Here is a 23,061-nt window from a genome sequence, read left to right as displayed (position 1 = left end):
AATCCTGTCAGTTTCGCCGGACACCCCGCGCTGGCAGGCCGCCCGGCGCTCTCGTAGACTTCGCTGAGTCCTTCCGGAGCCCGCTCGATGTCCCCACCCCCCGGCGCCCGCCGGCCCTGCCCCAGGGCCTACGCCCCCTGGCTGCTGTCGCTGGCGGCGACATTGCTGCTGGCAGTCGGCGCGGCGCTGGCGCAGTGGGACCTGGAGTCGATACTGAGCCGTGCCGAGCAGCGCTACGGCGAGCTGGGCGCGGCGAAATCGCGCCTGGGCGACTGGGGCCGCCTGCTCGAACAGGGCGGCACGCTCGACGAAGCGGCCAAGCTGCGCGCGGTCAACGACTTCTTCAACCAATCGCTACGCTTCACCGACGACATCGAGATCTGGCGACAGGAAGACTACTGGGCGACTCCGGTCGAGGCGCTGGTCAAGGGCGCCGCCGACTGCGAGGACTACGCCATCGCCAAGTACGTGACCCTGCGTCGCCTCGGCGTCGCCAGCGACAAGCTGCGCATCACCTACGTCAAGGCCCTGCGCCTGAACCAGGCGCACATGGTGCTGACCTGGTACGCCAGCCCGGGCGCCGACCCACTGGTGCTGGACAACCTGATCGGCGAGATCCGCCCCGCTTCGCAACGCGACGACCTGTTGCCGGTGTACGCCTTCAATGCCGAGGGCCTCTGGCTGCCCGGACCCGACGGCGGACGCCGGACCGGCGACAGCAAGAAGCTGTCGCGCTGGCAGGACCTGCTGACCAAGATGCGCGCCGAAGGCCTCGACCTCGACGCCCCCAAGGAGGATTGAATGTCACTGCTCAAGCAATTGTTCCTCGCCATCTGCCTGTTCCTCGTCGTCGCCTTCAGCGGCAGCTTCGTCAGCAGCGTGGAGAACTCCCGCGAGCAGTTGCGCGGCCAGTTGCGCTCCCACGCCCAGGACGCCGCCACCGCCCTCGGCCTGTCCCTGACGCCGCACGTGGACGACCCGGCGATGGTGCAACTGATGGTCAGCTCGATCTTCGACAGCGGCTACTTCGCCAGCATCCGGGTGATCGACATCAAGAGCGGCAAGCCGCTGGTCGAGCGCGTGCAGGCGCATGACGAGCGCACGGTGCCAGGCTGGTTCGCGCGCCTGGTGGATCTCCAGCCCCAGGGTGGCGACGCGCTGATCATGCGCGGCTGGGAACAGGCGGCGCGGGTCGAGGTGGTCAGCCATCCGCAATTCGCCCTGGCGCGCCTGTGGGACAGCGCCCTGGGCAGCCTCTACTGGTTGCTGGCCTGCGGCGCGGTGAGCCTGCTGCTTGGCGGCTGGCTGCTGCGCCGCCAACTGCGCCCGCTCGACCAGATGGTGCGCCAGGCCCATGCCATCAGCCGGCGGGAATTCCTCAGCCTGCCCAGGCTGCCGCGCACGCCGGAGCTGCGCCGCGTGGTGCAGGCGATGAACCAGATGGTGGAGAAACTTCGCACGCTGTTCGCCGAGGAGGCTGCGCGTAGCGACAAGCTACGCGCCCAGGCCTACCAGGACAGTCTCACCGGCCTGCCCAACCGGCGCCTGTTCGACGCCCGCCTCAACGAACAGCTGGGTGCCGGCGAGCACGAGCATGCCGGGCAGCTCCTGCTGCTGCGCCTGAACGACCTGAACGGGCTGAACCAGCGTCTCGGCGGGCAACGCACGGATGAACTGATCCAGGCGGTCGCCCGCTTGCTGGTCGACTCCTGCGGCCAGCAAGGGCGCGCCGACTGGCTGCTGGCCCGCAGCCGCGGCGGCGAGTTCGCCGTGCTGGCTCCCGGTTGCTCCCGCGAGCAGGCCGAACGCCTGGCCGAGGAACTCTGCGAAGGCCTGGAGAACCTTGCCCGCACCGGTGCCAGCGATCTCACGCCGGTCGCCTATCTCGGTATCAGCGCGTTCGCCGAAGGCGACTCGCCCGCGGATCTCCTGGCCCGTGCCGACCAGGCCCTGGCCCAGGCCGAAAGCCAGCCCGCCCAGCCCTGGGCGAGCCAGGACGGCACCGCGCTCGCGGCGCTCAACGACAGCCAGGACTGGCACGACTGGATCGACCAGGCCCTGACGGAGCGCCGCCTGCTGCTCTATTTCCAGCCGGTGGTGGACTGCCTGGACACCCAGCGCGTCCTCCACCACAAGGTCCTCGCGCGCCTGCTCGACCCGCAGGCCACGGCCATCGCCGCCGGGCGCTTCCTGCCCTGGATAGAACGTTTCGGCTGGGCCGCGCGTCTCGACCTGGCGATGCTCGAACAGAGCCTGGAGCACCTGCGGCGCCATCCACGGCCGCTGGCGCTGAGCCTGTCGGCCGCCAGCGTCCGCAATGCGCAGGCGTTCGCCCCGCTACTGGCCCTGCTCAAGGCGCATCCGCAGGAGGCGCGCCAGCTGACCCTGGAACTGGACGAGCGGCACCTGCCAGCCGCGGCCGAACTGGAGCGCCTCAGCCAGGTCCTGCGCGAACTGGGCTGCGGTCTCGGCCTGCAGCATTTCGGCGGCCGCTTCAGCCTGATCGGCAACCTTACCCATCTGGGGCTGGCCTACCTCAAGCTGGACGGCTGCTACCTGCACGCCGTCGACCGGGAAGGCGACAAGCGGTTGTTCATCGAAGCGGTCTATCGCACCACCCACAGCATCGATCTACCGTTGATCGCGGAACAGGTGGAAACCCTCGGTGAACTCGAAGTACTGCGGGAAATGGGCTTGCGTGGCGCCATGGGACGCCTGTTCGGCAGCCCGGCGCCCTGGTCCGGGGATGCCTGATAGCGAGTCCGGAGCGGGTCGGACTCGCTTTACAGCGGATTCGGCATCGACGCCAGGCGCTCCCTCTCCGACAGAGAACGCGCCGGCGCGAGCCGACAGGTCCCCGTCATGAAACCGCCAGTCGCTGTTCCACCAGCACTCCCCCGTAAAGCGCGATCTGGGTCTTGGCATTGAGTTCGATGCGCAAGGCCACCGCGCGCTCGATGCCGATCTTCAGGTGCGGACCGAAGCGCGATACGTCCAGGCCGGCACGGATCATCATCTTCTCCACCCCTACGGTGGTTACCGTCACCAGCGTCTGGATGTCGTTCTGCAGGCTGTAGCGGGCCAGCGCGCGCATCGCCTCCAGCGTACAGTCGGAAAAGCCCAGCGAGCCTTTCTGTCCAGAGTTGATGGCGAAACGGCTGAGTTCCCAGATGTGCGGCGAGCAAGGCGCTTCCTTGCCGTGCAGAAGCTCCGGGAAGGTGTTCTTCAGCATGTAGGGGCCAGTGGTATCGAGAATTCGCCAGCAACCGAAAACCTGGGCTTCAGGAGTATCTTCCTGGATCAACATGTAATAAGGACTGAGTGCGTCATAACCATCGATTTCCATCTCGTCGATGACACTAACGTCCCAGCCTTTGCGCTCCTTGAACACTTGAGCACGCAACTTGTGCATCTCGCCCAGCAGTTTTTTATCGAACTCTTCGCGCCGACCAATTTGTACGATCATCTTCACTTCCTCCAAATAGGAAGCTGAAGAATTTATGCAAATTTCATAATTTTATAACTAGCAAATGAGATAGATTTCGGTGAACCCGGACCCTTGCTAGGCTCGAAGAAACGTCCGAAAAGATCAGAGCAATGGCTTCACACGAGAGAACACAGCCCCAAAACATGGCCTTCCGGGCAAAGGCCACCCGCACCGCCCGACGGGAAAGCCAGGAAACTTTCTGGAGCCGCTTCGGGATAAGCCAATCCTGCGGCAGTCGTTTCGAGAATGGCGAGAACCTGCCCTTCCCCATATACCTGCTTTTGCATTTCTATATAGAAGGGCAAATTACCGATCGCCAGCTCGCCGACCTGAGAGGCAAGATCAGAGAGTAATAAGACCCAAATTAACGGCCATAATGGCCGCTACGCGGCGGGAGGTCACACCGAACTTCCGCCGAATATTTCCCATATGGAAGTTCACATTGGCTTCCGAGCAGTTGCAGATAACCGATATCTCCCAACTGGTCTTGCCGATGGCGCACCACTGCAACACTTCCTTCTCCCGGCTGGTCAGAACCACCGGTTTGCTGACCGGATGTTCGAAGGCCAGTCCGGCACCGCTCTGCAGTGCGTAGTCCTTGAGCATCCACAGGGTCGGCAGGACCGACTCCATGAAACGGTTGGCCTCGGCCCGGTTTTCCGCTTCCACGCTGAGGCTCAGCGCGCCGAGTTCGCCGCGCGCACCATGCAGCGGCATGGTCAGCCCATACACCAGGCCGGCCGCCGAGGCTTCCTCGAAGAACTCGTGCTGCTTTCGCGTCTGGTAGATGGACGGTTCCCAGAAAATCGGCAGTACGCTCTGGGTACAGTGACTGACCGTTGGGTCGACCCGCGCGTAGCCAGCCCGGTCGTAATGCTCGCGCCAGGCGGCCGGGTAGTTGCCGACGATGAAGGCGTTCTCGTAGTCCTGGCTGTCCTTAGGCAACAGGCCGAAGAGGATCTTCGAGAATCCAAGGTCGCTCGCCATCTTCTGCAGGATGGCGCTCCACTCCAATTTTCCACTTGAGCGTTCCAGCTCAAGAAAACCGTCAACCAAGGCCATAGCGCTACGTTCTTCTTAAACTATTAACCAATCAGCCAAATATGGATTCGGCACCCGATATCCGGCACGTTGTACGGCAGTCCGAGAATCCCGGCTTCCTGCCGAGGCGCATGCGCCCGTGCCCGACAACCCCTGAAGATGTCCAGTCAGCCCACTCTATAGAGTTGGCGTTGTGCCGGAAAGGCACATTTCAGTCCCACTTAACAATAGACCGCGGCGTTTGATGCACCTAGTACGATACCCGTCCTAGAGGGTAAGCAAACGTTTAAATGTGATCTAGATCACATTTTATGCGAACTGAATACCCAGTCACGCCTGGTCCCCGGGTTCACTGTCGGCCCATCGCCACGCGTGCGACCGCTCTCGGCCGGGCGATCCGAGGCGCAGTCGTCGGTGCGCGGCGCACGGGCAAAGGCACAGCGCCGTGGCCAAGGGGGCGACCTCGCGGCATCAGGCCTGCCGGGCACGAACCCGGCGACATAGCCACTTTTCCAGTTCGGCGACGCAGAACAGGCCAAGCCCGGCCAGCAGCACCCGCGCCCACTCGCCCGGGGCCAGGCCGACCGAGCCGAACAGCGCCTGCAACGGCGGCGCGTAGGTATAGAGCAGTTGCAGCACCACGCAGGCGGCGATCGCCAGCAAGACCTGGCGATTGCCGAACAGGCCCTCGCGGCTGAGCACCGAATCGTAGATATGCCGGCTGTTGAGCAGGTAGAACATCTCGCACACCACCACGCTGTTCACCGCCATGGTCCGCGCGCGCTCCAGCCCGGTGCCATGCTCCAGCTCCCAGAGGAACAGGCCCAGGGCGCCCGCCATCATCAGCAGCGAGACCAGCAGCACCCGCCAGACGAAGAACAGCGACAACAGGGGCTCCGCCGGCGGGCGCGGCGGACGCTGCATCAGGCCGCGCTCGGCCGGATCGAAGGCCAGCGCCAGGCCCAGGGTGCTGGAGGTGACCATGTTGATCCAGAGGATCTGCGCCGGCGTCATCGGCAGGGTCAACTGGAACAGGATCGCGGCGATCACGATCAGCGCCTCGCCACCGTTGGTCGGCAGCATGAAGAGGATGAATTTCTTCAGGTTGTCGTAGACCGCCCTTCCCTCGCGCACGGCATTGGCGATGGTGGCGAAATTGTCGTCGGCGAGGACCACCTCGGCCGCCTCCTTGGCCGCCTCGGTGCCCTTGTTGCCCATCGCTACGCCGACGTCGGCGCGCTTCAGCGCCGGCGCATCGTTGACCCCGTCGCCGGTCATCGCCACCACCTCGCCGCTGGCCTGCAGGGCCTGCACCAGGCGCAGCTTGTGCTCGGGGCTGGCGCGGGCGAACACATCGACGCCCGGCAGCACTTCGCGCAGGCGCTGGTCGTCGAGCAGTTCGATCTCCGCGCCGGTCAGCGCCGGCCGGTCGATGCCGATCCCGAGCATGGCTCCGATCGCCCGCGCGGTGTCGACGTGGTCACCAGTGATCATCTTCACCGCGATACCCGCCGCCTGGCATTCGGCGACCGCGGCCACGGCCTCCTCGCGCGGCGGATCGATGATGCCCACCAGGGCCAGCAGGGTGAAGCCATGTTCCACGTCGGCGAAATCCAGCGTGCGCTGCTCCGCCGGCATCGCCCGTCGGGCGATGGCCAGCAGGCGCAGGCCGCGAGCGGCGGTGTCGGTGGCCAGGCGCCGCCAGTAATCCGGGTCGAGCGACCGCACCGAGTCGCCCACCCGTTCAGCCTCGCACATGTCGAGGATGCGCTCCGGCGCGCCCTTCAGGTAGACCATCGCCTGGCCCGCGTGGTCGTGGTGCAGGGTGGCCATGAAGCGATGCTCGGACTCGAACGGAATCGCATCGCTGCGTGGCCGTTCCGCCGCCAGCGCCTGCGGATCGAGGCCCAGCTTGAGGCCGAGGCTGAGCAGCGCGCCTTCGGTGGGGTCGCCCTCCAGTTGCCATGCCTCGCCCTGCTGGTGCAGGCGCGCCTCGTTGCACAACAGCGCCGCGCGACCGATCTCCTGCAGATCGTCGCGTCCGGCGGGATCGAGGCCTTCGCCGTTGTGGCTGAAACCACCCAGCGGAGCGTAGCCGGCGCCGCTGACCTCGATCACCTGGTCGGCGGTGACGATACGCTGCACGGTCATCTCGTTGCGGGTCAGGGTGCCGGTCTTGTCCGAGCAGATCACCGTCACCGAACCCAGCGTCTCCACCGCCGGCAGGCGGCTGACGATGGCGTTGCGCCGGGCCATGCGCTGTACGCCGAGGGCGAGGATCACCGTCATGATCGCCGGCAGCCCCTCGGGAATCGCCGAGGCGGTCAGCGCCACCACCAGCATGAACATGTCCACCATCGGCTGGCCCTGCCAGAGGGTGCCGAGGACGAAGGTGGCGCCGGCCAGCAGCAGGATCGCCAGGGCCAGCCAGCGACTGAAGCTGGCGATCTGTCGCAGCAGCGGAGTGGCCAGGGTGCGGACTTCGCGCAACAGCGTACCGATCCGGCCCAGTTCGGTATCCCCGGCGGTGGCGACCACCACTCCGCGCGCCTGGCCGCTGGTCACCAGGGTGCCGGAATAGGCCATGCAACGGCGGTCGCCGAGCAGCGCGTCGATGGCCACCGCGACGCAGCCCTTCTCCACCGGCACCGACTCACCGGTCAGGGCCGACTCGTCGACATGGAAGTTCTTCGTTTCGAACAGCCGCAGGTCGGCCGGCACCCGGTCGCCGGAGGCCAGCAGCACCACGTCGCCCGGTACCAGGCGTTCAGCGTCCAGCGCCTGGCGCTGGCCGTCGCGCAGGACCAGGGCATGCAGCGAAAGCATGTCGCGGATGGCGTCCAGCGCGTTGGCCGCCTTGCCCTCCTGGACGAAACCGATCAGCGCGTTGACCACCACCGCCAGGAGGATTACCGCACTGTCCACCCAGAAGCCGAGCAGCGCGGTGACCAGCGAGGCGAACAGCATCATGTACAGCAGGACGTTGTGGAACTGCCGCAGCAAGCGCAGCAGCGGCCCCTGGCGTTTCGGCGCGGGCAATCGGTTGTAGCCGTGCGCCGCCAGGCGGCGGGCGGCTTCGTCCGCATCCAGGCCGGCGGCGGAGCTGTGCAATCGTTCCAGCACCCGTTGCGGCGGGCTGGCATGGGCGTCGCGGGAAGACAGGGGTGGGATGCCGTTCATGGGATTCCTGCGCCTCGTTCTGTTGAACAGAACTATCGGGCAGGCCTGCGCCGCAACGTTTGACCTGTCTCAAACGGATGCTTGCAGTTGAAAGCATCTGGCCGGGGAAAACTTTTCCGGATGTTGCGCGGCACCTCGCTCCACAGGGCGAGGTGCCGCGCCCTCCTACAGGCTCATGTGCAGCAGCGGGAACGGCCGCCCCGCCGAGTCGGTCGCGGAGCGACCGGTCTGGCGGAACCCATAATGTCGATAGAAACCGCAGGCCTGCGGGTTCTGCTCGTTGACATCGACGCTCAGGCGCGGCCAGGTCGCCCGCGCATGATCGAGCAGGCGTCGGCCGATACCCCGGCCGCGCAGCCCGGGTTCGACGAAGAGCATCTCGACATGCGCCTGGTTCAGGCCAATGAAGCCCTGGGCCACGCCGTCGTCGTCGACCAGCACCCAGACCTCGACGGCCGGCAGGTACAGGTCGCGGACCTGTGGGTAAAGCTCGACGATGTCCGCTTCACTGAGAAAATCGTGGGTCGCGCGGACGGAACGTTCCCACAGGTCGACCAATGCCGTGTTGTCGGCGTCGACGCGCTTGCGAATGTGCATGCTGGATTCCTTTATCCGAAAGATTCCAGGTAGAACGAAAGGCAGCCGCGACCGCCAGGCCGGGCGCCACGCTGAGGTTCGTCACCTGGATGCCCGTGGCGCGAATCAACGCATGGACGGTGCACAGCGGCGGCGACGAGGGAGGAAGGGAGCGCCATCCTAGAAGAAAACGACCGGTCGGAACAGCCGCGCTTCTCATGCTTTTCCCGAAACGACGAATGAACGACACTGCGCCCGACTCTATTATCCCGGTATCGCCCATGCCCAGCTCCCCGCTTCCTTCCGGCCGCAGGCTGCCCGCTTGCGCCTTCGCCGACATCGGCGAGCCCTACGCCGTGTTTCAGGCTCCCGGCGGCGCGCTCCTCGCGGTGGCCAGCGCCTTTCATGGGCAACACCCGGGCCGACAGCTCGACGTCTACGAACAGAGCCTGCGCCTGTACCGCGGCGGCGACCTCGAATGCATCGCCGTCCTGCCGGACCTGGGCTTTCCGCTCAACGCCATCGCCTGGCACCCGAGCCGGCCCGTACTGGTGATCGGCGGCGGACGCTACGACGGCGGCGCCTTCTTCGAAGGCGGTCTGCTGGCCTGGGACTACGCGAGCGGCAAGATCCAATCGCTGCTCGCCGACAACCGCGAAGTGCTCGCCTGCGACTTCGAGGACGACGGCCGGCGCCTGGCCTTCACCGTCGCCCCCAGCGACGACCTGGAGGACCGACCGTTGTTCCGCCAGCGCCATTCGCTAGCCTTTCCGGTCGACGCCCCACTGGTGCTGGACGACCTGCCCGGCACCCGCCTGCCCTTCGACTGGGCCCTCTACCCTGCCTCGACACAACGCGAAGCAGCGCTGCCGATCCTGGAAAACCTAGCCCTGGGCAAAGATCGGCGGTTCCTGCATCGTCCACCGGTGTGGGACCTGTGCTTTCTCGACGGACAACGCCTGGCCATCGCCCGCGCCAGCCCCCGGCTCGAGCTCTGGAATCTGGCCGACGACAGCCTGCGCAGCTTCGAACTGGCCGAACGGGGCCAGTGCCTGCAGGTCTTCCATAACGCCACGGACGACAGCCTGCTGGTCAATCTGCAACTCGGGTATGCCGCCCAGCGACTGTTCAAGGTGCCGCTAACGCCGGGACAACCGCTGCTCCTGAGCGACTGCCGCCATCTGCTGGCGCAATCCGCCCAAGGCGGTTTTCTCGCCCGCCAGATCGCCCTCGAGGGCAAAGACCTGGAAGACCTCGTGCTCGACCCGGCCGGCCGGATCGTCCACAGGCGCCGTCTCGGACACTACGACCTGTTCAACCACCATCTGCGCATCGACCGTGGCGAAGCCTTCTTCTACCTGGCCGGCAATCCGCCGGAGCAGCACCAGGACAAGGGCCTGTTCCGCCTCGACCCGCAGACCTTCAAGACCCGCGAAGTGCTACGCCTGGAGCGCCACCCGGAGCACTTCAACAACCTGCACGGCTGCCTGCTGGGCAATCGCCTGCTGCTCAACGCCAAGGTCTACAACTCGCCGCATCACGCCTACGGTACCCAGCGCCTGACCTGCTACGACCTGGAGAGCCGCGGCACGCTCTGGGGCGCGACCCTGTCCGCCCAGGTCAGCGCCTTCGCGCCGTTGCCCGGCGGACAATGGATCGCACTGGCGCTGGTCGATGGTCAGGTCGAGGTACGCGACCTCGCCAGCGGCGAATGTCGCTGGCGCTACCGCACGGCAGACGCCATACCGCTGTGCCTGGCAGTCAGCGACAAACTCCTCGCCATCGGTTTCAGCCACGGCGGAGTCAGCCTCCTGCAGGTCGCGGCGGATGGCCAGCTCATCGGTCCTCCAGGCGCCAACCCGTGGCAGTAGCCCGCAGTTCGCCGTCCAGCGCCAGGTGGCGGAGAAACACCGGGTCGTGGGACACCACCAGCAAGGCCCCACGGTACTGCCCGAGCATGCTTTCCAGGGCCTGCCGCGCAGCCAGGTCGAGGTGGTTGTCCGGTTCGTCGAGCAGTAGCAACTGCGCCGGCCGGTCGGCGTAGAGCACCAGGGCCAGGGCCGCCTTCAGGCGTTCGCCGCCGCTCAGCGTCGCGCACGGCTGGGCGAGCCGTTCAGCCGGCAAGCCGAGTTGCGCCAGGCGCGTGCGCAGCCAGCTTTCGCCGCGACTGCGATTGACCTCCAGCAACTGCTCCAGCACGCCTCGCCCGTGGTCCAGCACGCTCAGCCGCTGGTCGAGATAGGCGGCGCCCACCGTCACCGCGCAGGTACCCGCCAGCGGCGCCCGTTGCCCGGCCAGCAGCCGCAGCAGGGTCGACTTGCCGCTGCCGTTCGGGCCGACCAGCGCCAGCCGTCGCGGACCGCTCAGGAGCAGGTCGATTTCGCGCAACGGCCCGCGCAGATGCGGCAGGACCGCGCCCTTCAACTCGACGATCCGGCGCTGCGCCGCCAGTTCGGCATCGGGCGAATCGAGCAGCAGCGGCGACGCCTCCTCGACCTCCCGGGCAGCCTCGCGCACCTCGCGGTCGAGGCGCTCGCGCTCCGCCTGGTGGGCATTGCGCAGCTTGCCGGCGCTGACCTCGCTACGTTCCCTGAACCCACCGAGCAGGATCTTCGCCTGGTTCGCCGTCTTGCCTTCGCGCCGGCCGCTGGCCTGGCGCCGCTCCTGGCGCTGCTGCTGTTCGCGCATGGCCAGGGTCTGCCGCTTGCGCTCCAGACGACGCTGGTCCAGGCGGCGCTCGGCGGCCTCGCGCGCCTCCTCCCGGCTCTGCGCGTAGAAGGAATAGCCGCCGCCATAGCTGCGCAGGCCGAGGGTCGACAGCTCGACGATCCGCTGCATGCCCTCGAGCAGTTCGCGGTCATGGCTGACCAGCAGCAGGCCGCCGTCCCAGGCCGCCAGCCGCGCCCGCAACAAGGCGCGCGCCGGCCCGTCGAGAGGGTTGCTCGGTTCGTCGAGGATGAGGAAGTCGGCGTCGTCGAGGAATGCGCCGAGCAGCGCTACGCGCATGCATTCGCCGCTGCTCAGGCGCTCGCTCGGGGTATCCGCGCGGAGATGGCCGAGCCCCTCTGCGGCCAGGCCGTCGGCCAGGCGTTGGCGGATGTCCCAGCGCTCGCCCAGGCATTCGTAGTCGGCGTCGTCGAGGCTACCCGCCTCGATCCGCGCCAGCGCCTCCAGCCATGGGCGGACGCCAGCCAGGTCGGCGACGGTCGGATACTCGGCCGGATCGAGCTGCTGCGCCAGGTAGCGCACGCGCCCCTGGCGCCGGACGCTGCCGCTGGACGGCTGCAAGTGTCCGGCGAGCAGGCGCGCGAGCAGCGACTTGCCGACGCCGTTGCGTCCCACCAGCCCGGTGTGCCGGGTGTCGAAGGTTTCGTCGAGATCGGAAAACAGAAGGCTGCCGTCCGGCAGCTGGAAAGAGACGCCATCGAGCGTCAGGGTCGACGTATTCGTCATGGATACCCCCTTGATGCCATGCATTCCCCCGGGCCCTCGGGCCAGGGACGGAAAACCGGCCGTGCGGACACGGCAGCATCAAGTGCGCATCGGACGAACACCTCGTAAGGAAGGAAAGACCGCGGCAGTCTACTCCGCCCATGCGGTCCCGCCAATCGGGCATACTTTTCGCTTTCGACAGACACGACCGACCGACATGGCCAGACTGCGCATCGCCGAACTCTTCGAACGGGAACCCTCGCGCTGGGGCGGCCGTGGCGACCCCTACCTCTGGCAGGAAATGGCCGGGCAACTGGCGGACGCGCCCTGGCCGGCCTCCGCCGCGGCCCTGGAACGCCTGCTCGGCGAGACCTTCGAGCGCCTCAGCGGCCATCCGCTGGAATACGATGCCCTGATCTACCTCGCGCGCCACGCCCACGGCGGCATGTCCAGCGGCATGGTCAGCCCAGAGTTCTGGCGCGAAACAGCGATCCCGGAACTGCTCGACCGCTATCGGCGGCGGCGCTCCTGGCTGAGATGGTTGCGCCGGTAGGTATCCTCGCCCATCGCCGCGATCTGCCCCTCGATCAGGGCATCGAACGGTTTCAGCAAGGCTTCGTGGGTACGCGGCGCCTCCAGTTCGTCGAGCGCCGCAGCGATTGCTTCGATGGTCGACAGCGCGCCCTCTCCCGGCGCCTTGCGCAGGCGATAACGCGACGCCATGCCTTCGGCCAGGCTCACCCGCGGCAGGGCCGCCAGGGCCGGGTTCAGGTGCAGCAGCTTGCGCGCCTTGCGCCAGGTGCCGTCCGGCACCACCAGCAGGAGGGGCTCGCCGGCGGCCTCGGCGGCCATCCCCGCCAGCGCTCGCGCCTGCTCGCCGGGAAACAGCAGGCAGGCCCGGTAGCCCGGCACTCGCCAGGTCTCCTCGGCGAAACGCTCGCCGACCCGCAATTCCGCATTGCGCAAGCCGAGCACGGCCAACCCTGCGGTATTCAGCGCGTGCCCGACCTCGCTGGGGTGCTGCAGGACCAGCACCCGCGTACGCGACGGCAAGGAGGGAATCAATGCGCAGAGGCAGTGGCTGGCGGGGCGAGCGCAACGCTCGCAGCGGATACGTGACATGGGACGACTCCTGGAAGGGGCCCAGTGTGCCACAGGCGGAGAGGCATTCTCTCGCTCGCAAAAACGTCATATTTCCGACGAATGGCAGCAACTTTCTTCACCCATTAAGAATAACGACGAATTTTTGTCGTTCGATGAAAAAATACAATCGTCCCGCCCTCTCAACTCCCGTCCGTCCGCGCCGAAGACTGGGATGAGCCCCTCTCTAGCCAAGGATGTTTCTCATGTTCACTCGCAAGTACCGACAGATGAACGCCGACTTGCAACAGCAACTCGCCGCCGAGCGCCTGCACATGGCAGCGCTGGACCGCTCCATGGCGCGCGTGGAGTTCGACCCCGACGGCAACATCACCGATGCCAATGAGAATTTCCTGACCCTGCTGGGCTACCGCCGCGACGAGATCCTCGGCAAACCGCATCGCCAGCTTTGCGACGGCGCCTACGCGCAATCGGAAGACTACCGGCGCTTCTGGGAACGCCTGCGGCGCGGCGAACACTTTTCCGGCCGCTGCAAGCGCATTACCCGCGAGGGCCGGCCACTCTGGCTGGAAGCCACCTACAACCCCGTACGCGACGGGCAGGGTCGACTGCTCAAGGTGGTCAAGTACGCCAGCGACATCGATGCCATCGTCCACCAGGAACACGAGATGCAGAGCAAGCTGGATGCCCTGTCCCGCTCGATGGCGATGATCGAGTTCGACCTCGACGGCAATGTCCTCGCGGCCAACGACAACTTCCTCGCCACCATGGGCTATGGCCGAGCCGAGCTGGCCAGCGCCAACCACCGCCAGTTCTGCGAACCGGGCTACCGCGACGGCCCGCAGTACGCCGACCTCTGGCGCCGCCTGAATCGCGGCGAGTACGTCACCGGGCAGTTCCGCCGGGTCCACCGCAACGGCCAGCCGGTCTGGCTGGAAGCCAGCTACAACCCGGTCTACGACGCCGACGGCAAGCTGTTCAAGGTGGTCAAGTTCGCCAGCGACGTCAGCGACCGCATGCGCCGCTACCAGGCCGAGGCGGACAACGCCCACCAGGCCCATACCCTGTCCACCGAGACCCGCACCGTCGCCGAACACGGCGCGCTGATCATCCAGAGCGCGGTGGAGGAAATGCTCAAGATCGCGAATACCCTGGATGCTTCCTCGCTGAACATCGGCGAACTGTCGCAGCACTCGCAACAGATCACCTCGATCGTCAACACCATCCGCGAGATCGCCGAGNGATGCTTCCTCGCTGAACATCGGCGAACTGTCGCAGCACTCGCAACAGATCACCTCGATCGTCAACACCATCCGCGAGATCGCCGAGCAGACCAACCTGCTCGCCCTCAATGCCGCCATCGAGGCCGCCCGCGCCGGCGACCAGGGTCGCGGCTTCGCCGTGGTGGCCGACGAGGTGCGGCAACTGGCGGAGCGCACCAGCAAGTCGACCAAGGAGATCGCCGACATGATCGGTCGCATCCAGACCGGCACCCGCAGCGTCATCGACGACATGCAGCACAGCCAGGAACAGGCGCGGCGCGGCGTGGAGCTGGCCAACGAGGCCGGCACGGCGATCCTCGGCATCCGCGAGAGCACGCACAAGGTGGTGGAGGCGGTGCAGCAGTTCTCGCGCACCCTCAACGCCGATCTCTAGGGCTCAGGCCAGGCTCATCTGCGTCCGCAACTGGTCGCGGAAGGCCTGGATCAGCGGCTCGCGCGAGCGGCCGCGGCGGAGGATCAGGGAGAATGGCGCCTGGTAGCCGAAGGTCGCCGGCAGCAGGGCGCGCAGACGGCCCTGCTCGACCCACGGGTGGGCGTAGTGCTCCGGCAGGTAGCCGATGTAGCCGCCGGACAGGATCAGGATCAGTTGCGCCTCCATGCTCTCCACCGTCCCCGCGCTGTGCTTGAAGCCGTGCCGGGCCAGCTCGGCCTGGCTCCAGTAGCCGCGGCCGACCATGCGTTGCTGGGTGATCAGGTCGGCGGGAATCCTCCGCCCGTCGAACAGCGGATGCCGGTCGCTGCAGTACAGCCAGTGCTGTTCGCGGTACAGCGGCTGGTAGACCAGTCCGTTCATGCGACTGGAAAAGGCGCCGATGGCCAGGTCCTGGCGGTTCTCCAGCACGCTCAGTTGCAGTTCGTAGGGGCTCTGCACCAGCAGGTGCAGGTGCACCGCCGGGTGTTCGCGGCTGAAGGCGCCGATCACCTCGGCCAGCGGCAGCGCCGGGTCGCTCACCGTGGAATCGAGCACACCGAGGTTCAGGGTGCCGCGCAGCTCGCCCTTCAACGCCAGCGCGTAGCGTCCGAAGCCTTCCAGTTCGCCGAGGATGCGCAGGGTCTCCTGGTGGAACAGCTCGCCCTTGCTGGTCAGGCTGAAGCCGCCGCGGCCACGGTGGCAGAGCACGATGCCGAGCTGGTTCTCCAGTTGGCTCATGTAGGTGCTGATCGCCGAGGTCGACAGGTTCAACTCCTGCTGGGCGGCGGCGAAGCCCTGGTGGCGCACCACCGCGGCGAAGATGCGCAACAGGCGCAGGTCGGGCAAGGCGTTGGACACGGCGACTCCGGTTTGCGGGGCGAGGATTTCGAACTGCGGGCCGAGGCAAAGGCCGCCGTCCGGGCTCGGCGGCGAAGTCTAGACGCTTCGCCGTTAGTTTAGAAATCTCTGAACTGATTATTTGTAGCCAGCGATTTGACTCGCTACCGGCTGTGAAGAGAATCCGTCCGACCCCTAAAACAACCACAACGACCGTGAGGCCACCCCGTGGACAAGAATCTCCACCAGCCCCTGGGCGGCAATGAAATGCCCCGCTTCGGCGGCATCGCCACCATGATGCGCCTGCCCCATGTCCAGTCCCCCGCCGAACTCGACGCCCTCGATGCCGCCTTCGTCGGCGTGCCCCTCGACATCGGCACCTCGCTGCGCTCCGGTACCCGCTTCGGCCCCCGCGAGATCCGCGCCGAATCGGTGATGATCCGTCCCTACAACATGGCCACCGGCGCCGCCCCCTTCGACTCGCTGAACGTGGCGGACATCGGCGACGTTGCGATCAACACCTTCAACCTGCTGGAAGCCGTGCGCATCATCGAGCAGGAATACGACCGCATCCTCGGTCACGGCATCCTCCCGCTGACCCTCGGCGGCGACCACACCATCACCCTGCCGATCCTCCGCGCGATCAAGAAGAAGCACGGCAAGGTCGGCCTGGTCCACATCGACGCCCACGCCGACGTCAACGACCACATGTTCGGCGAGAAGATCGCCCACGGCACCACCTTCCGCCGCGCGGTGGAAGAAGACCTGCTGGATTGCGACCGCGTGGTGCAGATCGGCCTGCGCGCCCAGGGCTACACCGCCGAGGACTTCAACTGGAGCCGCAAGCAGGGCTTCCGCGTGGTGCAGGCCGAGGAGTGCTGGCACAAGTCGCTGGAGCCGCTGATGGCCGAGGTCCGCGAGAAGGTCGGCGGCGGCCCCGTCTACCTGAGCTTCGACATCGACGGCATCGACCCGGCCTGGGCGCCCGGCACCGGCACCCCGGAAATCGGCGGCCTGACCACCATCCAGGCGATGGAAATCATCCGCGGCTGCCAGGGCCTGGACCTGGTCGGCTGCGACCTGGTCGAAGTCTCACCGCCCTACGACACCACCGGCAACACTTCGTTGCTGGGCGCCAACCTGCTCTATGAAATGCTCTGCGTCCTCCCGGGCGTGGTGCGTCGCTGAGCCGTAGCGCGACCATGACCGACGACCGCGTCGAACAGGTGCTGGAGGCCGCCCGCCGACTGGTGGCGGCCTTCGCCCGCAACGATGCCGATGCCTATTTCGCCGCCTTCAGCGAGGACGCCAGCTTCATCTTCCACAACTGGCCTCAGCCGCTGCGCTCGCGCGCGGCCTACCGCGAGTTGTGGGAGCGCTGGCGACGCGAGGACGGCTTCGAAGTGCTGGCGTGCGAATCCAGCAATACCTGCGTCAGCCTGCAAGGCGACCTGGCGATCTTCAGCCACGATGTCGCCACCCGGCTGCGCCTCCAGGGAACGGAAAGCCTGAACCGGGAACGGGAAACCATCCTGTTCCGCCTAGAACAACAAGAAGGCCGTTGGCTGGCCTGCCATGAGCACTTGTCGGCGATGCCGGAGTACCTGCCATCGACTAGCTAGCTCTCCCGGGAGAACGTCATGGATAACAACAATAACCAACACGCAATCACACGCATCGAAACCTTCGGGGTCGAACAGATTCCCGACCACGAACGCAACGCCACGCCGGTCGATCTGTTCCGCATGATCTTCGGCGGCGCCAATACCTTCGCCACCGCCGTGCTCGGCAGCTTTCCGGTGCTCTTCGGGCTGTCCTTCCAGGCCGGACTGTGGGCGATCCTGCTGGGCGTCACGCTGGGCGCGCTGATCCTCGCCCCGATGGGCCTGTTCGGCCCGCTCAACGGCACCAACAACGCGGTCTCCTCCGGCGCGCACTTCGGCGTGCACGGGCGCATCGTCGGCTCCTTCCTCTCGCTGCTGACCGCCATCGCCTTCTTCTCGCTCTCGGTGTGGAGTTCCGGCGACGCCCTGGTCGGCGGCGCCCGGCGCCTGGTCGGCCTGGAAGAGAGCGAACGGAACCTGGGCCTGGCCTACGGCCTGTTCGCCGTGCTGGTGCTGACCGTATGCATCTACGGCTTCCGCTTCATGCTGCTGGTCAACAGGATCGCCGTATGGGCCGCCAGCCTGCTGTTCCTGCTCGGCCTGTTCGCCTTCGCCGGCCCCTTCGACGCCGCCTACGCCGGCAGCGTGCAACTCGGCCAGCCGGGCTTCTGGGCCGCCTTCATCGGCGCCACCCTGCTGGCCATGAGCAACCCGATCTCCTTCGGCGCCTTCCTGGGCGACTGGGCCCGCTACATCCCGCGCCAGACCTCGCAGGCACGGATCATGCTGGCGGTGATCGGCGCGCAGCTGGCGACCCTGGTTCCCTTCCTGTTCGGCCTCGCCACCGCGACCATCGTCGCCGTCCGCGCGCCGGACTACATCGCCGCCAACAACTACGTCGGCGGCCTGCTGGCCATCGCTCCCGGCTGGTTCTTCCTGCCGGTATGCCTGATCGCGGTGATCGGCGGCATGTCCACCGGCACCACTTCGCTGTACGGCACCGGGCTGGACATGTCCAGCGTGTTCCCGCGCCTGCTCTCGCGGGTGCAGGCCACGGTGCTGATCGGGGTCGCCTCGATCGGCTTCATCTTCGTCGGCCGCTTCGCCTTCAACCTGGTGCAGAGCGTCTCCACCTTCGCCGTGCTGATCGTCACCTGCACCACCCCGTGGATGGTGATCATGCTGATCGGCCTGCTGACCCGTCGCGGCTTCTACCGCCCGGACGACCTGCAGGTGTTCACCCGCGGCCAGCGCGGCGGCGCCTACTGGTTCGAGCACGGCTGGAACTGGCGCGGAATGGGCGCCTGGATTCCCAGCGCGGCAGCCGGCCTGGCCTTCGTCAACCTGCCGGGGCAATTCGTCGGTCCGCTCGGCGAACTGGCCGGCGGCATCGACCTCAGCCTGCCGGTCGCCCTCGGCCTGGCCGCCCTGCTCTACCTGGCACTGCTGCGCCTGTTCCCGGAACCGCCTTGCGTCTATGGCCCGCAAGGACCGCGCTGGGTGCGCGCGCACGGCACGCGGAGGGCCCCTGCGATAGCCACCGCCTGAGGCGGGGTACACACACGGCGGGACGCCAGCGTCCCGCGCTTCCGGCGCCTCGCCGGATACAACAATGACAATGAGAAACTTGGGAGACCTGATATGGCCCTCGACATATTCGTCGTTCTGATCTACGCCGCGGGCATGATCGCGCTGGGCTGGTACGGCATGCGCCGCGCCAAGACCCGCGACGACTACCTGGTGGCCGGCCGCAACCTCGGCCCCGGCTTCTACCTGGGAACCATGGCCGCCACCGTCCTCGGCGGCGCCTCCACCATCGGCACCGTGCGCCTGGGCTACGTCCATGGCATCTCCGGCTTCTGGCTGTGCGGCGCGATCGGCCTCGGCATCGTCGGCCTCAGCCTGTTCCTGGCCAAGCCGCTGCTGAAGCTGAAGATCTACACCGTCACCCAGGTCCTGGAGCGTCGCTACAACCCCGCCGCGCGCCACGCCAGCGCCCTGATCATGCTGGTCTACGCACTGATGATCGGCGCCACCTCGACCATCGCCATCGGCACCGTCATGCAGGTCCTGTTCGGCCTGCCGTTCTGGGTCTCGATCCTGATCGGCGGCGGCGTCGTGGTGCTCTACTCCACCATCGGCGGCATGTGGTCGCTGACCCTGACCGACATCGTGCAGTTCCTGATCATGACCGTTGGCCTGGTGTTCCTGCTGATGCCGCTGTCGATCAACGACGCCGGCGGCTGGGACGCCCTGGTGGCCAAGCTGCCGGCCAGCTACTTCGACTTCACCGCGATCGGCTGGGACACCATCGTCACCTACTTCCTGATCTACTTCTTCGGCATCTTCATCGGCCAGGACATCTGGCAGCGGGTGTTCACCGCCCGCAGCGAGACCGTGGCCAAGGTCGCCGGCTCCGCCGCCGGTATCTACTGCGTGCTCTACGGCATGGCCGGGGCGCTGATCGGGATGGCCGCCAAGGTCCTGCTGCCGGACCTGGAGAACGTCAACAACGCCTTCGCCAGCGTGGTCGAGCACAGCCTGCCGAACGGCATCCGCGGCCTGGTCATCGCCGCCGCCCTGGCGGCGCTGATGTCCACCGCCAGCGCCGGCCTGCTGGCGGCGTCCACCACCGTCACCCAGGACCTGCTGCCGCGCCTGCGCCGCGGCCGCGGCCAGTCCGACAACGGCGACGTGCACGAGAACCGCATCGCCACCCTGCTGCTGGGCCTGGTAGTGCTCGGCATCGCCCTGGTGGTCAGCGACGTGATCAGCGCCCTGACCGTGGCCTACAACCTGCTGGTAGGTGGCATGCTGATCCCGCTGATCGGCGCGATCTACTGGAAGCGCGCCAGCACCGCCGGCGCCATCACCAGCATGACCCTGGGCTTCCTTACCGTGCTGGTGTTCATGATCAAGGACGGCCTCGACGCGAATACGCCGATCTACTACAGCCTGGCGGTCGGCCTGCTCAGCTTCGTCCTGGTCAGCCTGTTCTCGCGGCGCCCGACGGGTGTCGCCAGCGCCGCCTGAACCAGGCACAACCCCGACAGGCGAGGGACTTTCCCTCGCCTTTTCCATTCCCGAGAACATGAAAAAGGAACGGCCATGACCACCTGCGGCGAATTTCTCGTCAAGCAACTCGAAGCCTGGGGCGTCGAGACCGTCTTCGGCATCCCCGGCGTACATACCGTAGAACTCTACCGCGGCCTGCCCGGCAGCCGTATCCGCCATGTCACCCCGCGCCACGAGCAGGGCGCCGGCTTCATGGCGGACGGCTACGCACGGGTCACCGGCAAGCCCGGCGTGTGCTTCATCATCACCGGCCCGGGGATGACCAACATCCTCACCGCCATGGCCCAGGCCTACGCCGACTCGATTCCGATGCTGGTGATCTCCAGCGTCAACGAACGCGCGCGCCTGGCCCACGGCAACGGCTACCTGCACGAGCTGCCGAACCAGCGCAACCTGGTAGGCAACGTCTGCGCCTTCAGCCATACCCTGATGAGCGCCGAGGAGCTGCCGGCGGTGCTCGCCCGCGCCTTCGCCGTGTTCGACAGCGAGCGGCCGCGGCCGGTGCACATCGAGCTGCCGCTCGACGTCATCACCGCGCCCGCCGAACACCTGGCCCTGCGCCCGCGCACCGTCGCCAGCCGCCCGGCGCCGGCCCTCGCGCCCTTGCGCGAGGCCGCGGCGCGCCTGCGCAACGCGAAGAAGCCACTGCTGCTGCTCGGCGGCGGCTGCGTCGAGGCCGCCGCCGAAGCGCGTGCCCTGGCCGCCGCGCTGGACGCGCCGACTGCCCTGACGATCAACGCCAAGGGCCTGCTACCGGCCGACCACCCGCTGCTGCTGGGCAGCAACCAGTCCTGCGTGCCGGTACGCGAGCTGGCCGCCGAGGCCGACGTGGTGCTGGCCATCGGCACCGAGCTGGGCGAAACCGACTACGACGTGGTGTTCGACGGCGGCTTCGCCCTCGATGGCGAGTTGATCCGCATCGATATCGACCCACAGCAACTGATGCGCAACTACACGCCTAGCCTGGCCATCCACAGCGACGCCCGGCTGGCCATGCGCGTGCTGCTGGCCGAACTGCCGGGCGGAGAGGCCTCGCCGGACAGCCCCGGGGCCCGGCGCGCCGCCGCCGTGCGCCAGCGTCTGGCCGAAGACTTCGCCGGCTGGTCGCACTATCGCCAGCTGTTCGCCGCGATCCTCGCCGAGTGGCCGGACGCCCGCTTCGTCGGCGACTCGACCCAGACCGTCTACAGCGGCAACCACCTGGTCGATCTCGACGAGCCGCGCCGCTGGTTCAACGCCTCCACCGGCTACGGCACCCTCGGCTATGGCCTGCCCGCGGCCATCGGCGCCAAGCTCGGCGAGCCGGGACGCCCGGTGGTCAGCCTGATGGGCGACGGCGGCCTGCAGTTCACCCTGCCGGAACTGGCCAGCGCGGTGGAAGCCAAGGTCGGCATCGTCGTGCTGCTGTGGAACAACCACGGCTATGGCGAGATCAAGCGCTACATGGAGCGGCGCGAGATCACTCCGCTCGGGGTCGATATCTACACCCCGGACTTCCTCGCCATCGCCCGCGGCTTCGGCTGCGCCGCCGAACGCGCGCGCGATCTCGAGCACCTGCGCGAACTGCTGCGCGGCGCCCCGGCGGACCGTCCGCTGATCGTCGAGGTGCTGCAAGCCGCGCCCTTCCATCCCTGACCCGGAGCCCGCCATGGACGATTCCGAACTCTACCGCTCCCTCTGCGAGATCCTCGGCGCCCGTGGCGTGCGCGACAGTGCCGCGCTCGCCGGGCAGGACCCCGGCTACCATCCGCAGAACCTCGCCGGAAGCTTCCTGGTCCTGCCGGAAAGCACCGACCAGGTCGCTGCCGTGGTGCGTCTGTGCCGCCAGGCGGGACGCGCCCTGGTGCCCCAGGGCGGACTCACCGGTCTGGTCGGCGGCGGCGCCGCGCAAGCCGGCGACGTGCTGCTCTCGCTGCGCAGGCTGAACCGCATACACCGGCTGGATGCGGCCAGCCAGACCCTCGACCTCGACGCCGGCGTCACCCTCGAACAGGCCCAGGCGCTGGCCGCCGAGGCCGGACTCGACCCCGGCATCGATCTCGCCGCGCGCGGCAGCGCCAGCGTCGGCGGGCTGGTAGCGACCAACGCCGGCGGCATCCGCGCCTTCCGCTTCGGCACCATGCGCCAGCGCGTGCTCGGCCTGGAAGCGGTACTCGCCGACGGCAGCGTCTACAGCGACCTGCGCGGGCTGCTGAAGAACACCACCGGCTACGACCTCAAGCAGTTGTTCGTCGGCGCCGAAGGCACCCTCGGCATCGTCACCCGTGCGGTACTGCGCCTGGAGCCGTTGCAGCGTCCCGGCGCCACCGCCCTGCTCGGCCTGCCCGACGTCGACGCGGCGATCGCCATCGCCGCGCGCCTGCGCCGCGAGCACGCCGAACGCCTGTTCGCCTGCGAGATCCTCTGGCACGACTACCTGCAATGCACCGCCGCGCCCATGGGCGACAGCGCGCCGAGCCTGGCGCCCTGCCCTCTCTACCTGCTGGTGGAACTGGCCGAGGACCGCCACCTGGATGCCGGCGAGGCGCTCACCACCCTGCTGGAAGGCTGCTTCGAGGATGGTCTGGTGGAAGACGCCCTGCTCGCCGCCAACGAAACCCAGCGCCAGGCCATCTGGCGCCTGCGCGAAGACTCCGACGCGGCCATCCACGCCGGCGTCGACAGCCTGTCCTTCGACGTATCGCTGCCGGTGCCAGCCCTAGCCGGCTACGTCGAGCGCATCCGGCGGCGCCTGGACGACCTGGTGGAGGGCATGCGGGTCTTCCTCTTCGGCCATTTCCTCGACGGCAACCTGCACGTCATGCTCGCCGCCGACGTCCCGCTGCTGCCGCTGCACCAGGCGGTGGAGGAAATCCTCTACGGCGAGTTGGGCGAATGCGCTGGCGTGATCTCCGCCGAGCACGGCATCGGCCTGGAGAAGAAGGAAGCCCTGGGTCGCTACGCTGATCCGCTGAAGCTCGCGCTGATGGCGCAGATCAAGGAACTGCTCGACCCCAGCGGACTGTTCAACCCGGGCAAGGTCATACCCTGAAC

The 23,061-nt window shown here is 67.3% G+C and carries 18 protein-coding genes and 1 pseudogene; 12 read left to right on the top strand and 7 right to left on the bottom strand.

What is annotated here, in order from left to right:
- Positions 1-87 precede the first annotated feature (87 nt).
- Together lapG and lapD are read left to right on the top strand one after the other, a co-directional pair.
- A complete protein-coding gene (gene lapG, locus LT948_RS03480; RefSeq protein ID WP_016263702.1) occupies positions 88-801 on the top strand; it encodes a cysteine protease LapG in 714 nt (237 codons plus the stop codon).
- Positions 802-2,754 (top strand): cyclic di-GMP receptor LapD, encoded by a 1,953-nt coding sequence (gene lapD / locus LT948_RS03475; protein WP_023099775.1) that lies wholly within the window; start codon positions 802-804, stop codon positions 2,752-2,754.
- 106 nt (positions 2,755-2,860) lie between these two features.
- Here lapD and lasI read toward each other — a convergent pair whose 3' ends face one another.
- A complete protein-coding gene (gene lasI / locus LT948_RS03470) occupies positions 2,861-3,466 on the bottom strand; it encodes an acyl-homoserine-lactone synthase LasI (RefSeq protein WP_003083017.1) in 606 nt (201 codons plus the stop codon).
- Positions 3,467-3,597: 131 nt separating this feature from the next.
- Between lasI and rsaL the strand changes: the two genes are divergently transcribed.
- A complete protein-coding gene (rsaL, locus tag LT948_RS03465) occupies positions 3,598-3,840 on the top strand; it encodes a quorum-sensing transcriptional regulator RsaL (RefSeq protein ID WP_003083010.1) in 243 nt (80 codons plus the stop codon).
- Here the strand turns inward: rsaL and lasR are convergent.
- The 3 genes from lasR to LT948_RS03450 form a co-directional block, all read right to left on the bottom strand.
- Positions 3,830-4,549, bottom strand: coding sequence for a transcriptional regulator LasR (lasR, locus tag LT948_RS03460; RefSeq protein WP_003082999.1), 720 nt, complete (start codon positions 4,547-4,549; stop codon positions 3,830-3,832). The two genes, rsaL and lasR, sit on opposite strands and share 11 nt — an antisense overlap.
- A 450-nt stretch (positions 4,550-4,999) precedes the next feature.
- Positions 5,000-7,708, bottom strand: a complete 2,709-nt coding sequence (locus LT948_RS03455; RefSeq protein ID WP_025324824.1) for a cation-transporting P-type ATPase — start codon at positions 7,706-7,708, stop codon at positions 5,000-5,002.
- Positions 7,709-7,873: 165 nt separating this feature from the next.
- Entirely contained in the window at positions 7,874-8,305 is a 432-nt protein-coding gene (locus tag LT948_RS03450) for an acetyltransferase (RefSeq protein WP_003082981.1), read from the bottom strand.
- A 260-nt stretch (positions 8,306-8,565) separates the two neighbouring features.
- On the opposite strand from LT948_RS03450, the gene LT948_RS03445 reads away from it, so the two are divergent.
- Positions 8,566-10,155, top strand: a complete 1,590-nt coding sequence (locus LT948_RS03445; protein ID WP_033989350.1) for an antimicrobial peptide ABC transporter ATPase — start codon at positions 8,566-8,568, stop codon at positions 10,153-10,155.
- Here the strand turns inward: LT948_RS03445 and LT948_RS03440 are convergent.
- On the bottom strand, positions 10,121-11,737 hold the full coding sequence (locus tag LT948_RS03440) for an ATP-binding cassette domain-containing protein (RefSeq protein WP_073657091.1): 1,617 nt from the start codon (positions 11,735-11,737) through the stop codon (positions 10,121-10,123). The genes LT948_RS03445 and LT948_RS03440 overlap by 35 nt on opposite strands.
- Before the next feature lie 196 nt (positions 11,738-11,933).
- On the opposite strand from LT948_RS03440, the gene LT948_RS03435 reads away from it, so the two are divergent.
- Complete coding sequence (locus LT948_RS03435) at positions 11,934-12,269, top strand: hypothetical protein (protein WP_003087031.1); 336 nt, start codon at positions 11,934-11,936, stop codon at positions 12,267-12,269.
- On the opposite strand, the gene LT948_RS03430 is transcribed toward LT948_RS03435, so the two are convergent.
- Positions 12,227-12,838, bottom strand: a complete 612-nt coding sequence (locus LT948_RS03430) for a tRNA-uridine aminocarboxypropyltransferase (protein WP_023095879.1) — start codon at positions 12,836-12,838, stop codon at positions 12,227-12,229. The two genes, LT948_RS03435 and LT948_RS03430, sit on opposite strands and share 43 nt — an antisense overlap.
- 293 nt (positions 12,839-13,131) lie before the next feature.
- Here LT948_RS03430 and LT948_RS03425 point away from each other — a divergent pair.
- Positions 13,132-14,473: pseudogene (locus LT948_RS03425) on the top strand (methyl-accepting chemotaxis protein).
- A 3-nt stretch (positions 14,474-14,476) separates the two neighbouring features.
- Here LT948_RS03425 and LT948_RS03420 read toward each other — a convergent pair.
- Entirely contained in the window at positions 14,477-15,370 is an 894-nt protein-coding gene (locus LT948_RS03420) for a LysR family transcriptional regulator (RefSeq protein ID WP_003087025.1), read from the bottom strand.
- A gap of 207 nt (positions 15,371-15,577) precedes the next feature.
- Here LT948_RS03420 and speB point away from each other — a divergent pair, with 207 nt between their 5' ends.
- From speB to LT948_RS03390, 6 genes are all read left to right on the top strand, one after another.
- On the top strand, positions 15,578-16,537 hold the full coding sequence (gene speB, locus LT948_RS03415; protein WP_003087022.1) for an agmatinase: 960 nt from the start codon (positions 15,578-15,580) through the stop codon (positions 16,535-16,537).
- Positions 16,538-16,551: 14 nt separating this feature from the next.
- Complete coding sequence (locus LT948_RS03410) at positions 16,552-16,971, top strand: YybH family protein (RefSeq protein ID WP_003087020.1); 420 nt, start codon at positions 16,552-16,554, stop codon at positions 16,969-16,971.
- An 18-nt stretch (positions 16,972-16,989) separates the two neighbouring features.
- Positions 16,990-18,501, top strand: a complete 1,512-nt coding sequence (locus tag LT948_RS03405) for a purine-cytosine permease family protein (RefSeq protein WP_023097843.1) — start codon at positions 16,990-16,992, stop codon at positions 18,499-18,501.
- 93 nt (positions 18,502-18,594) lie between these two features.
- Positions 18,595-19,986 (top strand): sodium:solute symporter, encoded by a 1,392-nt coding sequence (locus LT948_RS03400; protein ID WP_003087011.1) that lies wholly within the window; start codon positions 18,595-18,597, stop codon positions 19,984-19,986.
- A 75-nt stretch (positions 19,987-20,061) separates the two neighbouring features.
- Complete coding sequence (locus LT948_RS03395; RefSeq protein WP_003122953.1) at positions 20,062-21,663, top strand: 5-guanidino-2-oxopentanoate decarboxylase; 1,602 nt, start codon at positions 20,062-20,064, stop codon at positions 21,661-21,663.
- A gap of 13 nt (positions 21,664-21,676) precedes the next feature.
- Positions 21,677-23,059, top strand: a complete 1,383-nt coding sequence (locus tag LT948_RS03390; RefSeq protein ID WP_003109564.1) for an FAD-binding oxidoreductase — start codon at positions 21,677-21,679, stop codon at positions 23,057-23,059.
- Positions 23,060-23,061: the final 2 nt, after the last annotated feature.

Source organism: Pseudomonas sp. CP-1 (assembly GCF_021213715.1).
Taxonomy (GTDB): Bacteria; Pseudomonadota; Gammaproteobacteria; order Pseudomonadales; family Pseudomonadaceae; genus Pseudomonas; species Pseudomonas aeruginosa.
The sequence above is the reverse complement of the archived record's forward strand: the minus strand, read 5'-3'. Positions and strand labels throughout refer to the sequence as shown.